The sequence below is a fragment of the Leifsonia sp. McL0618 genome (assembly GCF_049994905.1).
GTDB lineage: Bacteria > Actinomycetota > Actinomycetes > Actinomycetales > Microbacteriaceae > Diaminobutyricibacter.
The window spans coordinates 51,640-66,574 of sequence record NZ_CP188258.1 but is presented as its reverse complement, the minus strand read 5'-3'; the positions used below and the strand labels follow the sequence as shown (position 1 = coordinate 66,574).

General features: G+C 63.9%; 13 protein-coding genes. 5 read left to right on the top strand and 8 right to left on the bottom strand.

The window, feature by feature from the left end:
• Positions 1 to 13 precede the first annotated feature (13 nt).
• Genes ACPPVQ_RS00330 through ACPPVQ_RS00315 form a run of 4 tightly spaced genes read left to right on the top strand, consistent with a single transcriptional unit; the run spans position 14 to position 5,659 of the window.
• Positions 14 to 1,153 carry a flavin reductase gene (locus ACPPVQ_RS00330; RefSeq protein ID WP_426517452.1) on the top strand — a complete coding sequence of 380 codons (1,140 nt, stop codon included), beginning with the start codon at positions 14 to 16 and terminating at the stop codon, positions 1,151 to 1,153.
• Complete coding sequence (locus ACPPVQ_RS00325) at positions 1,150 to 2,343, top strand: CaiB/BaiF CoA transferase family protein (RefSeq protein WP_426517450.1); 1,194 nt, start codon at positions 1,150 to 1,152, stop codon at positions 2,341 to 2,343. Before ACPPVQ_RS00330 ends, ACPPVQ_RS00325 begins: the two co-directional genes overlap by 4 nt.
• Positions 2,340 to 4,907, top strand: coding sequence for a CocE/NonD family hydrolase (locus ACPPVQ_RS00320; protein ID WP_426517448.1), 2,568 nt, complete (start codon positions 2,340 to 2,342; stop codon positions 4,905 to 4,907). Before ACPPVQ_RS00325 ends, ACPPVQ_RS00320 begins: the two co-directional genes overlap by 4 nt.
• The gene (locus tag ACPPVQ_RS00315) at positions 4,907 to 5,659 is read left to right on the top strand and encodes an SDR family NAD(P)-dependent oxidoreductase (protein ID WP_426517446.1); all 753 of its coding nucleotides are present in this window, start codon (positions 4,907 to 4,909) and stop codon (positions 5,657 to 5,659) included. Before ACPPVQ_RS00320 ends, ACPPVQ_RS00315 begins: the two co-directional genes overlap by 1 nt.
• On the opposite strand, the gene ACPPVQ_RS00310 is transcribed toward ACPPVQ_RS00315, so the two are convergent.
• Together ACPPVQ_RS00310 and ACPPVQ_RS00305 are read right to left on the bottom strand one after the other, a co-directional pair.
• On the bottom strand, positions 5,628 to 6,305 hold the full coding sequence (locus tag ACPPVQ_RS00310) for a hypothetical protein (RefSeq protein ID WP_426517444.1): 678 nt from the start codon (positions 6,303 to 6,305) through the stop codon (positions 5,628 to 5,630). The genes ACPPVQ_RS00315 and ACPPVQ_RS00310 overlap by 32 nt on opposite strands.
• Before the next feature lie 278 nt (positions 6,306 to 6,583).
• A complete protein-coding gene (locus tag ACPPVQ_RS00305) occupies positions 6,584 to 7,042 on the bottom strand; it encodes a MarR family winged helix-turn-helix transcriptional regulator (protein ID WP_426517442.1) in 459 nt (152 codons plus the stop codon).
• An 86-nt stretch (positions 7,043 to 7,128) separates the two neighbouring features.
• On the opposite strand from ACPPVQ_RS00305, the gene ACPPVQ_RS00300 reads away from it, so the two are divergent.
• Positions 7,129 to 7,776: an NAD(P)-dependent oxidoreductase gene (locus ACPPVQ_RS00300; RefSeq protein ID WP_426517440.1), complete on the top strand. Its 648-nt coding sequence runs from the start codon at positions 7,129 to 7,131 to the stop codon at positions 7,774 to 7,776.
• Positions 7,777 to 7,809: 33 nt separating this feature from the next.
• Here the strand turns inward: ACPPVQ_RS00300 and ACPPVQ_RS00295 are convergent, their stop codons facing one another.
• From ACPPVQ_RS00295 to ACPPVQ_RS00270, 6 genes are all read right to left on the bottom strand, one after another.
• Entirely contained in the window at positions 7,810 to 10,497 is a 2,688-nt protein-coding gene (locus tag ACPPVQ_RS00295; RefSeq protein ID WP_426517438.1) for an alpha-mannosidase, read from the bottom strand.
• Positions 10,494 to 11,063: a D-sedoheptulose-7-phosphate isomerase gene (locus tag ACPPVQ_RS00290; RefSeq protein WP_426517436.1), complete on the bottom strand. Its 570-nt coding sequence runs from the start codon at positions 11,061 to 11,063 to the stop codon at positions 10,494 to 10,496. The genes ACPPVQ_RS00295 and ACPPVQ_RS00290 overlap by 4 nt, the downstream gene beginning before the upstream one ends.
• A 4-nt stretch (positions 11,064 to 11,067) precedes the next feature.
• Positions 11,068 to 12,069, bottom strand: coding sequence for an ROK family protein (locus ACPPVQ_RS00285; protein ID WP_426517434.1), 1,002 nt, complete (start codon positions 12,067 to 12,069; stop codon positions 11,068 to 11,070).
• A 124-nt stretch (positions 12,070 to 12,193) separates the two neighbouring features.
• Positions 12,194 to 13,225 carry a LacI family DNA-binding transcriptional regulator gene (locus ACPPVQ_RS00280; protein WP_426517432.1) on the bottom strand — a complete coding sequence of 344 codons (1,032 nt, stop codon included), beginning with the start codon at positions 13,223 to 13,225 and terminating at the stop codon, positions 12,194 to 12,196.
• A 40-nt stretch (positions 13,226 to 13,265) separates the two neighbouring features.
• Positions 13,266 to 14,096, bottom strand: coding sequence for a carbohydrate ABC transporter permease (locus tag ACPPVQ_RS00275; RefSeq protein ID WP_426521347.1), 831 nt, complete (start codon positions 14,094 to 14,096; stop codon positions 13,266 to 13,268).
• A gap of 2 nt (positions 14,097 to 14,098) precedes the next feature.
• On the bottom strand, positions 14,099 to 14,923 hold the full coding sequence (locus ACPPVQ_RS00270) for a carbohydrate ABC transporter permease (protein WP_426517430.1): 825 nt from the start codon (positions 14,921 to 14,923) through the stop codon (positions 14,099 to 14,101).
• Between the last annotated feature and the right edge of the window lie 12 nt (positions 14,924 to 14,935).

The window sequence follows — 14,935 nt, the reverse complement described above, 5'->3', positions numbered from 1 at the left end:
CGATGGAGGATTCATGTCCAGGGAGATCGACCCCGCGTTGTTCCGTGAAACGCTGGGGCACTACCCGACCGGTGTCGCAGTCGTCACGGCGGTCGCCGGAGATGGCCACCCCGCCGGGATGGTCGTCGGAACGTTCTCGTCGGTTTCGATGAATCCCCCGCTGATCGCGTTCTACCCGATGAGCAACTCGCGAAGCTTCGCCGTTCTCCGCACTGCAAAGACGTTCTGCATCAACGTGCTCGCCTCCGACCAGGAGGCCCTCTGCCGGCAGATGGCGACCGGCGGCGAGCATAAATTCGACGGTGTCAGCTGGAGGCCCGGGCCCCTGGGCTCACCCATCCTCGATGGCGTGGTCTCGTGGATCGAGTGCACCTTCGAAGACATCCGCGAGGCCGGCGACCATTTCATCGTGCTCGGCGGCGTGCAGGAACTCGCCGTCGAACGCTCAACGCTTCCGCTCCTCTTCTTTCAGGGCGGGTACGGGCGCTTCTCCCCGGGATCCTTTGTCGCCGCCCCCGATCCCGAGCTCATCCAGGCGGCGCAGCTCGCCGAGAAGATCCGAGCGCAGGTCGAGCAACTCAGCGTCGAATACGACGTCAACTTCAGCGTCGTCGCCAAAGTGCGCTGGGACGCCGTGCAGGTGCTTGCCGCGAATCAGTCCTACGCTGCGGACCCTCTTCCTCTGGGGCACCGGCAGCCCCTCATCCCGCCGTTCGGCGCAGTCTTCATGGCGAACGCTCCCGAGACGGACGTGGACGAATGGCTGCAACGCGCCCAAGACCACAGCGAAGAGCGTCGCGAAGTGAATCGCGCCCAGCTCGAAAAGGTGCGGGAGCACGGCTACTCGCTGCTCGCCGCCGGGACCGAGGCGCTCCGGCGACACCAGGCGGCACTGAACGCGTTCGAGCTGTCCGACCGCCTCCCCCGCCACGAGCGCGCAGTGCAGCAAGCGACCAGCGAGCTCGCCGACTTCTTCTTCACCGACCTCCTGCCGGGCGAACACTACGACCTTGAGAACATCGTGGTATCCATCCCGACCAAAGAAGGAGTTCCCGCGATGGCGCTTCGGGTTACCGGGCTCCCCGCCGCGATGCCGACGGAGCTGATCGAGTCGTGGATCGAGAGACTGAAGAAGGTTGCCAGCTCCTCATGAAGAAGCCGCTCGAAGGAATCACGGTCGTCGACCTCAGCAGGGCTATGGCCGGGCCGTACTGCACTGCATTGCTCGCTGACCTCGGTGCCGAGATCATCAAGGTCGAAAGCCTCAATGGCGGAGACTCCGCCCGCCAGTGGCCGCCGTACCAGAACGAGCACAGCCTGTACTTCGATTCGGTGAACCGGAACAAGCGCTCGATCTGCATCGACTTCTACTCGCCAGAGGGACGAGAGATCCTGGAGCGCCTGATCACGCGGGCCGACGTACTGGTCGAGAACTTCAAGATCGGCACGCTCGACAAGCTCGGGCTCACGAGGGAGCGCCTCGAGGAGCTCAATCCTCGTCTGGTCGTCGGCTCCGTCAACGCCTTCGGTGCCACCGGACCTTTGAAGGACGACCCCGGCCTCGATCAGGTCGTGCAGGGGATGTCCGGCCTCACGTCCGTGACCGGGTCGGGGGCCGGCGACACCTACCGGGTCGGCGTGCCGATCGTCGACATCACGTCGGGAATGATCTGCGCCATCGGAATCCTCGCCGCACTCGTTGGGCGCGACAACGCGAATCCCGCCCGCCACGTGACGACCTCCCTGCTCGAAACGGCGCTGAACCTCTCCGTCTTTCAGGGCCAGCGCGCGCTGAGCCTCGGCGAAGCACCGCTGCCGCAGGGGAACAACCACCCGACGATCGCCCCGTACGGAGTATTCAGTACAGCCACCGAACCCATCACCATCGCGGTCGGCAACGACAAGCAGTGGCACACGTTCTGCGACCTACTCGGGATACACGAAACCGTCGACGACGCTCGTTTCAGCAGCGGCGCTCTCCGACTCGCGCACCGCGATGAGCTGAAGGAGCTGATCGGGTCGGTGCTTGCGACTCGGGCCGCGGACGAATGGGTCTCACTCATCAGCCACGCGAGCATCCCGTGTGGTCCGATCTACGACTACACGCAGATCTTCGCGTCGGCACAGGTGGCGGCGCTCGACCTGATCCAGCACACCGAGCGGGGCGACGGCTCTCCGCTCACCCTTCTCCGGGGACCACTCAGCCTCGACGGCGAGGCGAGCGAGGTGCAGTCGTCGCCTCCCCTGCTGGGCGAACACACCACCGCGATCCTGCGTGAGATCGGCTACTCGGACGACGAGATCGGCGGTCTCGAACGCAATGGACGACTGAAGATCACATGAGCGAAGCACAATCCATCGGGCGGATCACGGTGAACGTTGCCGGCGGCGTCGCGGCGGTCGAGGTCGACAATCCTCGGCAGCTGAATGCCCTGACGCGAGACATGTGCCTCGAGTTGCAGTCCGTGATGCCCGCGCTCGACACAGACCCCGATGTCGTGGCGATCACACTTCGCGGAGCCGGCCAGACGTTCTCGTCGGGCGCGACCATCAACGATCTCCCCTCGGTCCTTCTCGACCGTCAGGCCGATGGCTCCGTCGTCGACCAGCTCAGCCGAGCCGACCTGGCCATCACCCGCGTGGCGAAACCGACCATCGCCCTGGTCGACGGCGCCTGTATGGGAGGCGGCTGGCAGCTCGCTTCAGCGTGCGACTTCATCATCGCGAGCGAACGATCCGTCTTCGCCATCACCCCCGCAAAGCTCGGCGTCATCTACCCTCGCGCCGGGATCGAGCGCCTCGTCAGACAGGTCGGTCCGGCGAATGCGAAACTCCTCCTCCTCTCCGGCGAGTCGCTCTCGTCGGCACGCGCGCTGTCGCTCGGGCTCATCGCCGACGCGGTCCCAGATGCGGAATTCGACATCCGTTGCACTGCACTTCTCGACGCGCTCACCACCAACTCCCGCTTCTCGATGCGCACCCTGAAGTATCTGGTCGATCTGACCGTCGCCGACGGCCCCGACCTCGATCGCGAATGGTCCGCGGCTTGGGCCGCGACCGTGGACAGCCCCGACCTGGCCATCGGCATCGACGCCTTTCTGAGCCGGACTAAGCCGTCGTTCACCTGGCCCGAAACCACCCAACCCCCCGAAAGAATAGGACGTCCCATGGTCAACGAAGACCCCGTATACGCACCGGCCGCACCCTTCGATGAGGCCACAGAGCCGAGCCTGTTCATCCACTTCGAACCCGGCACGCGGGTGCTTCCTGCCGGATTCCAGACGACGGAGGACTTTCAGCCGATCCCCGTCGACATCGTCTTCGAGAAGGACACAGCCGTCACGCTGCGCGACGGCACGACGATCTACGTCGACGTGCTGCGACCGGCAGGAACCGACAAGGTGCCCGTCATCGTGGCCTGGAGCCAGTACGGGAAAAGCGGGGGAACGCATCCGAAGAACAAGGCCCTCTTCGACCTGCTCGGAATCGACCAGAGCCGGCTTTCGGGACTCGGCAAGTTCGAGGGCCCCGACCCCGCCTACTGGTGCGCCAACGGATTCGCAATCTGCAACCCGGACGCGAGGGGAGCGTTCTCCTCTGAGGGTGATGTGCTCGCGACGGGAAAGCAGGACGGACAGGATGCGGCCGACCTGATCGAATGGCTCGCCGCCCAGGAATGGAGCAACGGCAAGGTCGGGATGGCCGGCAACTCCTCGCTCGCCGTGTCGCAGTGGTTCACCGCCGCGGAGCAACCCGAACACCTCGCCGCCATCGCCCCCTGGGAGGGATGGAGCGACACGTATCGCGATCTCGTACTCCGAGGCGGAATGCCCGACCTGTCCTTCGCCGACACCTGGACGGTTGCATTCCAGGGCAAGAATCGCCGGGAAGACCTGGCCGAGGAGGCAAGGCGGTATCCGTTGGTCGGCGAGCTCTGGCAGTCGAAGGTCGCCGAGCTTGAGAAGGTCACCGTGCCCGCGTATGTCGTCGCGAGCTATTCGAACTCGATCCACACGCCCGGTACCTTCCGCGGCTGGCGGCGAATCGGCTCGACGGAGAAGTGGCTGCGCATCCACAACACCATGGAATGGCCCGACTTCAACGAGCCAGCCAACCAGGATGACCTGCGCCGCTTCTTCGACCACTACCTGAAGGGCGAGGACAACGGCTGGGAGACGACTCCGCGCGTGCGGTACGCCGTGCTCGACCTGGAGGGCGGCGACCTGCTCAACGTTCCAGCGACGGAGTTCCCTCCCTCCGACGCCGCAGAAACCGTCTTCTTCCTCGACGGTACGACACATGCGCTGACCACCGCCGAGCCGTCTTCGGCCGTGCCGGTGAGTTACGACGCAGAGTCGGAACAGGATTCCGTCTCGTTCGACGTGACGTTCGACAAGGAAACGCAAATCGTCGGCTACCCGAAGGCTCGGCTCTGGGTCGAAGCCGACGGATCCGACGACATGGACGTGTTCGTCCTCCTGCAGAAGCTCGATGCGAACGGTGTAACACTCGAACAGTTCAATGTGCCCAACCACGGGCCGGCGATCGACAACCTCACCCGAACCGGGTCATCGATCCTAAAGTACAAAGGATCCAACGGGCGCCTTCGGGCCTCACTTCGTCATGTGGACGAGGTGAGGTCCACTGAGAGCGTGCCCGCCCACACCTTCGATCGCGTCGAGAAACTGGAACCGGGTGCGATCGTGCCTCTAGACATCGACTTGTTTCCGGTCGGTCTGGCGTTCCATCGGGGCGAACGACTGCGTCTCACAATCAGCGGCTTCAACGTCCTTGGCGGCGTGATGCCAGCGCGAACGACCGTCGAGCCCGACAACAACGGGAGGCATGTCATCCACGCGGGCGGGTCGCACGCGTCCTATCTCCAGCTGCCGATCAGAGGGATCTGATGACCGCCCAGACGCACGAGGGCCGTGTCGCCGTGGTCACAGGTGCGGCAGGTGGATTCGGTCAGGCGTTCTGCGTCGGGCTGGCCGAACGCGGCGCCGACATCGTCGCGGTCGACATCGACGACTCGTCGGAAACTGTCGCGCTCGTCGAGAAGCTCGGAAGGCGCGCGATGGCATTCGGCGCCGATCTCGCGGACCCCTCGTCCGTCTCGGACCTCGGTGAACGCGTCCGCGCTGAGTTCGGGCGTTGCGACATCCTGGTCAACAATGCCGGCATCTACCCGAACCGTCCCTTCGACGAAATGGACTACGAGTTCTGGCGAAGAATCCAGGCAGTCAACCTCGACTCGCAATTCCTGATGACCAAAGCTGTTGTTGGCCTCATGAAGCAGAACGGATGGGGCCGAATCGTTAATATCACTTCCAACTCGATCACTCTCGCGGTTCACGGCGTGACGCACTATCTGGCAAGCAAGATGGGAGTCATCGGCTTCACGCGAGGGCTCGCGACGGATCTCGCAGGCTTCGGAATCACGGTCAACGCCGTGGGACCAACGCTCACCCCGAGTCGGGCCTGGGACGTGAGAGGGCTCCCTGCGGCGCTAGTCGAGGCGACGGTGCAGAAGCAGGCGATCAAACGCCCAGGCGAGGTCAGCGATGTAGTGGGCATCATCGCCTTTCTCTCCTCGGACGACGCAGCATTCATCACGGGACAGACGATCATGGCCGATGGCGGCCTGGCACGTCTCTGAGGAGCGCCCGAAGGTCCGGGATGCTCTCCGCGGTGAGTGGCGGCGTAGGGCCCTCGGGGTCGATATGGTGACCCGCTCGCGCAAGTCGGATACAGGGGATGCCCGCGCTCAGGGCGCCCCGCACATCGCGCGCGGAGGATGCGATGTGCGTGTAGTCCCCGAGCAGTTCACCGGCACGCTCGTAGAGGGAACGGTTCGGCTTGTAGGCGCGCATGCGCTCGGAGGTGACGATTAGATGCTGATCGAAGACGCCAAGCCGCTGGGCGGCGGTCTGCTTCAGAAGAGCATCGTCGATGTTCGACAGAAGGCCCAGCCTGTTGACACCGACCGCGCTCAGGGTCGAAACCGATACATCGGGCCAGAGCGGCCAGTCCGCCATGCTTTCCAGGAGCGCATCCGAGTCACGGCCGGCGTCCCGAGCAGGCAGGCCGGCTTCCGAGTAGACGCTCCCGAGCGCCCGCCGGCTCAGCTCAGTGAACGACGACCACGCTCGCTCTGTGCGATGCAGTTCTTTGTTGAGCCGATCCCACTGGTCGAAGAGCTCGATCGGGGTCACGTCCCAACCCCGGGCCGCGACAAGCCCGCTGAAGAATTGCGAGCCGCCCGTCCTCGAGTCGGTGAGCGCACTGAACACGTCAAACGTCACGACCGAACTCACCATTAGATCTTCCACCACAGAGCCACTTTCACCACACACGTGAGAGACCGGTGATGGCGGGTGAATCAGCGACGCGCGATTCGTCGAGCGTACCTGCGGTACTTCGCTCAAGGGGTTTTCGAGAGTCCTCTTCGGGAATCTCCGAAGAACAGCGCTCTCCAGCCGGCCGGAATGAGCATCGACCGGGCAATCGAGATCGCTGTCGACGTTCTCAAGCGTCACGGTGGCCGTTTCCCGCGGGCCGGGAGGATCCGCTAGGTCCCGCCCTACTGCCCTGAATTTTCGAGTGCGGCTGTGACCCTGCCCAAGAGTCCGGTCAGAGTGTCGAGTTCGTCCGGGGTCAGCAAGCCGAGGAATGCCGCGCGCACGAGCGCCACGTGACCCGGGAGAACGCCCTCCCAGACCGACCGTCCTTTTTCGGTGACCCGCGCGACGACTCCGCGTTCGTCCGACCCGTCTCGCGCACGGGTGATGAGTCCAGCTTTCTCCAGTAATCCCGCCTGATACGTCAGGCCGCTGCGCGAGACGATCAACTGATCGGCGAGCTCTGCCATCCGATAGCCCTCTGGCGCATTGGAGAGGGCGGCCAAGATCTCGAACTGGACCTGGGTGAGGTCCGATCGCTGCTCGTGCAGATTGTCCGTTATCGCACGCTGAAGCAGGGTCGACGAGGCGACCAGCGCGGCATACGCGTCGAACTCCCGTTTACTCAGTGCAGCGTCCATGACCGTCATCCTAGTTGATTTGAATTTGAATTACATGTAGTGTTGATGTTGTTCAAATTCGAATTATTACCAAAGGAGTACCGATCGTGAAGATCGTCGTCGTAGGAGCCACCGGCAACGTCGGATCCCATACCGTCAATGAGGCGCTCGCCCAGGGACACGAGGTCGTCGCCTACGTGCGCCGCCCCGAAGCCATCGCAGCGCGCGAGCACCTCACAATCGCTAAAGGGGACGCAGGCGATACCGCGGCACTGGCTGCTGCAGCATCCGGCGCCGATGCGGTGATCGTGTCGATCATGGGCACCCTGAAGGACACGACCTTCCTGCAGCGCACACTGCCGAACATTGTCGACGCGATCAAACTGGCCAAGGCCAAACGCCTTGTGCTCGTTTCGGCGTTCGGGTCAGGCGAGACCGCGCCCAAGGCCTCCGGGCTCGCACGCACGTTCTACCGCCTGGTGCTGGGCAAGATGTTCGAAGACAAGGCTGCGTCGGAGAAAATCCTGCCCGGGTCCGGAATCGACTACACGATCCTCTACCCTGTCCTCTTGAAAAAGGGCCCAGCCCTGCCCGAGGTGGCAGTCGAACCGCTCGAGGTCGTCGGCAAGGTCCCGGGGATGCCCTCGGTCCCGTACGCGAACGTCGCGAAGACACTGGTGCGGCTCGCGGGCGACCCGCAGGCCGCCGGGGCGCATCTGCTCATCACGACCTCTAAGGGGTGGAAGCGGGCCTAGCCGTTGACCCGTGGTGAGCGGATGAGCCGGCGCTCACCACGAGCGTTCAGCTGGCTGGTCCGTCTGGACAGGGATCGGCCACTCCACGAGGTTGACCTCGGCGATCGGACGGGAGGAGTCTTTGGGAACGCGCCAGGTGCGCAGGGAGTTCGCGCCGAATTCGGCGTCGATCGATCGACCGATCACGGGGAGTTCCAGGCGCACCGAGGCAGCGTGACCGCGTGTCTCCACCGCGCGAACGATGAGGTCGGTTCCTGACTCACCCGTGTCCTCACTGCCTTTGATCGCGGTGATCATGACTGAGCCGGCACCGTCGTCGACGTAGGACTGGGTTGCGGGCTCGGTGCCGTCGTGGAACGTCTCCAACATGGCCCGCGGCGCCGACCCGAGCTGGGCGGCCCGGCGGGTCGGGTCGGTCGAGCGCCAGTCGCCCCGGTGCGGGACAAGGAGGTAGGTGAACGACTGCGTCCCCTGGTCCTGGTAGGTGTAGATGCCTTCTGGCTCGAGGAGACGCGGATCATGCCACGAAAAGACAGGGCTTCGAACGGCCGTGATGCCGATGCTCGGCGAAACCCATTCTCCATCGCGATCGCCTGCGGGCGACACGTCGTAGCCGTGTTTGGCGTTGTTGATGACCGTCAGCCCGGCCTGCGCGTTTCCTGCAGTGCGGCCAGTGAGGTCGACCCACGACTGGCCGGGCTCCTCCGAGCCATTGACGGGGCGCTCGATTGTGCCGTAGGGGATTTCATAGGTCGCTGCCGGGTCATCGAGCATGACCGGAAAACGGAGCTTGAGAAGGTGTGCCTGCTCGCGCCAATCGATCGTGACCCGCACTTCGACCTGATCGCTTTCGTGCCCGAGAATGAACTCCTCGACCATCGTGGATCTACCCCAACTGCGCTCCACACGGAGCCTTGCCCGCAGCGGCCCGTCTTCGCGGAGCACGATCCGATCGGTGTGCATTTCCACGCCCGGCCAGTTGTAGCTGACCACGCGGTGACCCCAGGTGTCGGTGGGGTCCTGGCAGATCTGGGTGTGTGGCCCGGTCGCGCCTGCGATGACATCGACGCCTGTGCTCTTATCGAGCAACGACGACAGCCAACCCGTGGACGGATCCCATTCAACCCGAAGGTGTTCGTTCTCGAGGACGGTATTCGACGCGGTCAGCGGCTGGGGCGGACGGTTGCTCCATACCGTGCCCGCCGGCGCCGCACCGCTCTCCAGGTAGTAGAGCCGGTAGCCGAATGCAGGGAGCTTTGCCTGGAATGCGATTGCCCCTCGACCTTGGTCGGCGAGCGCCGACACCGACTGGATTGTCTGGCTCGGTGTCACGTTTCCATCGGCGTCGGTCATGTGCATCCCAGTGGGCTGTGCCCCCGTCTGGTATTGGAGTTCGATCTGGTGGGTGACCGGCCAGGGATGCGGGTTGAATACGACGACGGGCTGTTTCGTCGGGTCCAGCGGGATGTCGATCTGGCGGGCGATGATGTTCTGCGACCGCGTAATGATGCGTTTCGAGATAGCGATCGCCTCACCCAGTTGATCGCGGGCGTCGTCGTAGGCGGATTCGATCGCTGAACCGGGAAGCACATCGTGGAACTGGTTGAAGAGGACCTGCTTCCAGGCCCGTTCGAGATCGTCGCGCGGGTAGTCAACGTCGTCGCGTAATGCGACGACCGCCGCCCACCGCTCTGCACTCAGCAAAGCGGCCTGAGCTTTTCGCTGCCATAGCTTGATGCCCGAGTGCGCCGAGTAGCAGCCGGGAGCATGGTGCTGGAGGTCGCCCCGCCACACGGGTAGGTCTTCCATTCCCTGCATCCCACGTCGGGCGGTCAGTTCGTCGAAGTACTGAGGCGGCGACGACATCTTCATGCTCCCAAAGGTTCCCATCCGGTCGAACCGGTAGATCGACTCGATGTTGTTCTTGGTCGGGCCTCCACCGTGGTTGCCGACCCCGTAGAAGACCATGACGTCGGACAGCGTTCGGTCCAGCTGGGCGATCGCCTTCTCCGTCTGCCGGTCCACCTCTCGCTCGTGACTCGCGTATTCGAATGGAATGCGGTAACCGAGCACACGACTGCCATCTGGCGCCTCCCACCAGAAGGTCGTGTGCGGCATCGACAGTTCGTGGGGGCCGGGGCGCAGGAAGCAGTATCCGATGAGGCCCTGCTGCTTGAGGATCTGGGGAAGCATCGCGTTGTGACCGAACGGGTCCACATTCATCCCGACCGTTGCCGGACGGCCGAAGCGGGATTGCAGATACCGCTGCCCATAGAGGCCTTGCCTGGCGAACGACTCCCCCGTCGGCATATTGCAGTCGGGTTCCACCCACCAGCCGCCGACATTCACCCAGCGGCCTTCGGCCTCGCGCTGAACAATGCGCGCGAAGAGTTCCGGATCGGACTCTTCGACCCAGCTCAGCAGAACCATCTGGTCGCAGGTGAAGACGAAGTCAGGATATTCGTCCATGCGGTCGATCGCGGACTTGAAGGTGGCTCTGGCCTCCTGATAGCCCTCTTGCCAAGGCCACAACCACACCGGGTCGATGTGCGCGTTACCGATCATGTGGACCGTCCGATCGGGCGAGGCCAGTGGACGGGGTTGGGCGGCGACCTCGTCGCGTCGGAATCCCGCCGGCGCGTTGGACAGCGGCGCGCTCTGCGGGCTCGCAGCGGTAGTTCCGTCGACGCTCGCCCTGCCCTTGGCCGTATTCGCCGTCATGCTGCCGGTTCCTCTCCGGCCGCCCATGCGTCCAGATACTCGCTGATGATATGAAGAAGTAGCGTGTGCACCTCCTGGATCCGCGGCGTGGCGGTCGATGGAGAAAGAAGTGCAAAGTCAGCGTATTCAAGCGCGCGCCCACCGTCGCCGCCGCCGAAGACGATTGTTGTCGCGCCGGTCTCCCGCGCCGCCGCCAAGGCCGCAATCACGTTCGCGGACCGCCCACTCGTCGTGAACGCGACGACCACGTCTCCCGGATGGGTGAGTGCTGTTACCTGGCGGGCGAAGATGTCGGCATAGTCGAAGTCGTTGGCGATGCAGGTCATGGTGGTGGAATCGGTGCTCAACGTGACGGCCGGAAGCGGTCGGCGGTCTCGTTTGTAGTGTCCGATGAGCTCGCCGGTCAGGTGCTGGGCATCCGCCGCGCTTCCGCCGTTGCCGAAGGTGTACAGAACGTGCCCACCTTCGAACGCGGCCTTGATGGCGTCGGCTACGGTGCGGACCTTGGGCAGGAGGGAGGCAGTGAGCGCGCCGACGGCCACATGATCGGCGAGCTGCTCATCCATCCAGTCAGGCAAAGAAGTTCACCTCGTCTGTGGTGACCGCCGGCAGGCGCCCGCTGAGAACGTCGAGGGCGATCGCTCCGGCGCCCACCACGCACACCGCGTCGCCAAGACCGGCAAGCACGATCTGCACGGCGTCGGCCGCCGGCCCCATCGCCTCGCGAAGCACCTTGTCCCTGACCGGGTCGAGCAGGATGGACCCGGAGCGGGTCACGCCACCGCCGAGAATCACGGCGTCCGGCTCGAGGATGTTGACGAGGTCGGTCACAGCGACGCCGAGCAGTTCCATCCCTTCCGACCAGATCTCGTGCGCGAGAGCATCGGTGGCCGCATACGTGGCGACATCGATCGCGGTCAGCTCGGGGAGCGTGGAGAGAATGGATGCCCGGCCGTCCGCCATCATTTCTCGGGCCCGGTCGGCGAGAGCGGAACCGGCGACATACGCCTCGACGCAACCATGGCGGCCGCAGGTGCACAAGCGGCCTCCTGGCTTCACCATGATGTGGCCGAACTCGCCGCCATTGCCCGCGGCGCCTTGATGGAGGCGTCCATCCAGTACTGCGCCACCGCCCATTCCGGTCGAAACCGTGAGGTAGACCAACGATTCCATGCCTTGGCCCGCGCCGAAGCGATACTCGCCCCACGCACCGGCGGTTGCATCGTTCGCGAGAATGGCGGGGACGCCGAAGCGAGCGGACGCGAGCGACGTGATCGGGACGTCGATCCAACCCGGAAGGTGGAGCGGAGCCAGGAGGAGGCCGGCCACGCTGTCCATCGGGCCCCCGCACGAAATACCGATCGCGGCGATCTCGGACGGATCCACAGCGGCTTCCGCCATGGCTTTGTCAGCCATCGCGAACAGCCGCTCGATCGTGACGTCCGGGCCCTCGGCGACGCGCGTCGGCTCGACACGCATGCCGTAGACGGCACCGCTCGAATCGACGACCCCGACCGCCAGTTTGGTGCCGCCAATATCCAACGCAACGACGGGAGGCAACTCTGCGCTCACTCGTTTCCCTCCGATATATCCAGGTCGGAACGCGCAAATTGTGGCATCGTTCCCATGCTTGATCGTAGAGGCAGATCACCCGCGAGGTCAATGCGCTGAATCGAAGTGTCGCGAAGCGGCCGAATTACTCCGGGCGGGGTGCAGCCGTCGATCCCCGTGCGACGATTCTCGCGTCCACGACGATCTGCTGAACGGCGGCCTCAGGCTCATGCATCCGGACCAGCAACCGGCTCATGGCCGCTTCACCCATCGCAACGGTGTCCTGGGCGACGGCCGTAACGCCGGGCGTCACCATACTCATCCAAGGCGCATCATCGAACGACACGATGCTGAGGTCGTCGGGAACACGCAGGCCGAGATCGGTTGCCGCACGCCACAGGCCTTCAGCGAGGACACCGTTCGCCGAGAATACGGCCGTCGGCCTGTCGCGTCCCGTCAACAGGTCGACGACGGCGCTCCGGGATTCTTCGACATCGGACCCCGCAGTAACAATGAGGCGCGGATCGACTTCCAGCCCTGCAGCTTCGAGCGAGCTCCGATAGCCTTCGAAGCGTTCGGCCCCTGTGGTCCAGTTGGTTTCATCGGTGAGCATCGCGATCCGGCGATGGCCAAGGGCAATCAGGAGATCGCTGACTCGCTGTGACGCGCCGGCGTTGTTCACCAAGACACTGTCGCTGCGCCCTTGCGAAAAGGTACGGTCCACTTCGATGATCGGCGTTCGCTGCTTTGCGAAATAGCCGGAGATCTCATCCGTCAGCGGCGTCGCAACGACCCCTGCCACCCGCATCCCCACGAATGTCCGGGCCGCTTCGAGTTCCTCCTCCGCCGAGTTCCGGGTGTCGACCAGGAACATCATGTACCCGTTTTCCCGCGCACGATGAGCGATACCTGCGGCGAGATTCGCGTAGAACGGGTCACGAAGATCCGACACGAGCACGCCGACCGAACGCGACTCCTGGCTGCGCAGGCTGCTCGCCATGGCATGTGGAACGTAACCGAGCTGCTCGGCCGCGGCAAGGACGCGCTCACGGACTGCTGCAGCGACGTACCCTTCACCGCGAAGAGCGCGCGCTGTAACCGATCGCGATGAGCCGGCAGCGGCGGCAACGTCGGTGATCGTTGGCCGACGCTCTCCCGTGTCCCAGCCTTCAGCCATGGCATCCTCTCAACGAAAGCGAACTCGCCCGCGACGAAGACTACCCTTTGACGGCACCAGCGAGCGCGGAGGTTCCGCCGAGCACGCGAGAAACCAGCACGTAGAGCGCGAGTACAGGAACCGAGTAGACCAACGAGTATGCCGCCAACTGGCCATACGCGACGGCGCCATGCTGGCCGAAGAAAGCGAAGATACTCACCGACGCCGGTAGCTTGTCCGGGCTCTGCAGAAGGACGAAGGGCACGAAGAAGTTCCCCCACGAGTTCACGAACACGAAAATGAAGACGACCGCGATTCCCGGACGCATCAGCGGCACGACGACGCTGGCCAACGTGCGCATGCTCGACGCGCCATCCACCCACGCCGCCTCCTCAAGACTGACGGGCACACCGTCGATGAAGTTCTTCATCATCCAGATCGCGATGGGCAGCGAGGTCGCAGCGAGAAAGACGATCGTCCCCGGCAACGAGTCGATGAGGTTGAAGATCACGAAAAGGCTGTAGACCGGCACCATCATCGCCGTGATCGGCAGACACGTTCCGAACAGGATGACGTAAAGGAACGGCTTGTTGAATCGCGCCCGGTATCGCGAGAGCGGATATGCAGCCAGGGTCGCGACGACGACGGTCAATATCGCGCATCCCCCCGAAAGGAGAAGGCTGTTGAGGAGCGGAAGGAATGCGAGGTCCGGGGTCAGCACGGCCTGGAAATTGTCGAGCGTGAAGTCTTTCGGCCAGGCCACCGAGAAGGACGCCGTCCTGTCGAACGACGCGAGAACGACCCAGATCATGGGGACGACGAAGAGCAGACCGATGACGAGGAGAATCACGTTTGAGACGCCGCGGAGGGTTCGCCCAGAGGAGAGAGACATACTCATGATCGATCCACTTCCGGTTTGAGCATTCGAATATAGAAGGTCGCGAAGACAGCCCCGATGAGGAGCAGGATGGTCGCGATCGCGGTCCCATAACCCAGCTGCGAGAACTGAAACGCCTGTTGGTAGGCCAGAAGCGGTAGTGTCATGCTCTTCGTGCCGGGGCCGCCGGCCGTCATCACGAAGATCAGGGTGAAGACCGACAGGGTTTGAAGGGTGATCAGCATGAGGTTGGTTCCCACGCTTTGACGGATCATCGGCAGGGTGACGAGAAAGTAGCGTTTGAATCCCGACGCGCCGTCCACCTCGGCCGCCTCGGTGATCTCCGGCGGGATCTCCTGGAGCGCGGCCGAGTAGACGAGCATCGAGAATGATGTTCCACGCCAGACGTTCGCCATAATGACGCAGAACATCGGGTAGGCATAGAGCCAGGCGACCTCCTTCACGCCGAAGATGCTCAGGAAGCTGTTGAGGGTGCCGGTCGGGCTGAAGAATGCGTACGAGGTGAACGCCGCAACGATTTCTGGAAGCACCCAGGCGCCGATCACGATGGTACTGACGAGTGCACCCACGATGCGGCCGCCGCTTCTCAGCAGCAGGGCCAGGATCATGCCGAGCACGTTCTGCCCTACGACTGCGGAGAAGAACACGAAGACGAACGTCAGCAGAACCGAGTTCGGAAGGTCTGGACTGGCGAAAAGCGTTGCGTAGTTCTGTAGGCCGACGAACTCGGGATTCGCGGCGTGCGGACCGGTCAACGACGCATTCGTCAGGGATCCCCAGAACGACGAGAGGATCGGGCCGCCCAGAAAGACGGCCAGCATGATGACCGCGGG

What these genes read in the sequence shown, in the direction of transcription:
- ACPPVQ_RS00330 (WP_426517452.1), top strand. Translation starts at nt 14, where the DNA reads ATGTCCAGGGAGATCGACCCCGCGTTGTTCCGTGAAACGCTGGGGCAC.
- ACPPVQ_RS00325 (WP_426517450.1), top strand. Translation starts at nt 1,150, where the DNA reads ATGAAGAAGCCGCTCGAAGGAATCACGGTCGTCGACCTCAGCAGGGCT.
- ACPPVQ_RS00320 (WP_426517448.1), top strand. Translation starts at nt 2,340, where the DNA reads ATGAGCGAAGCACAATCCATCGGGCGGATCACGGTGAACGTTGCCGGC.
- ACPPVQ_RS00315 (WP_426517446.1), top strand. Translation starts at nt 4,907, where the DNA reads ATGACCGCCCAGACGCACGAGGGCCGTGTCGCCGTGGTCACAGGTGCG.
- ACPPVQ_RS00305 (WP_426517442.1), bottom strand. Translation starts at nt 7,042, where the DNA reads ATGGACGCTGCACTGAGTAAACGGGAGTTCGACGCGTATGCCGCGCTG.
- ACPPVQ_RS00295 (WP_426517438.1), bottom strand. Translation starts at nt 10,497, where the DNA reads ATGACGGCGAATACGGCCAAGGGCAGGGCGAGCGTCGACGGAACTACC.
- ACPPVQ_RS00290 (WP_426517436.1), bottom strand. Translation starts at nt 11,063, where the DNA reads ATGGATGAGCAGCTCGCCGATCATGTGGCCGTCGGCGCGCTCACTGCC.
- ACPPVQ_RS00280 (WP_426517432.1), bottom strand. Translation starts at nt 13,225, where the DNA reads ATGGCTGAAGGCTGGGACACGGGAGAGCGTCGGCCAACGATCACCGAC.
- ACPPVQ_RS00275 (WP_426521347.1), bottom strand. Translation starts at nt 14,096, where the DNA reads ATGTCTCTCTCCTCTGGGCGAACCCTCCGCGGCGTCTCAAACGTGATT.
- ACPPVQ_RS00270 (WP_426517430.1), bottom strand. Translation starts at nt 14,923, where the DNA reads ATGCTGGCCGTCTTTCTGGGCGGCCCGATCCTCTCGTCGTTCTGGGGA.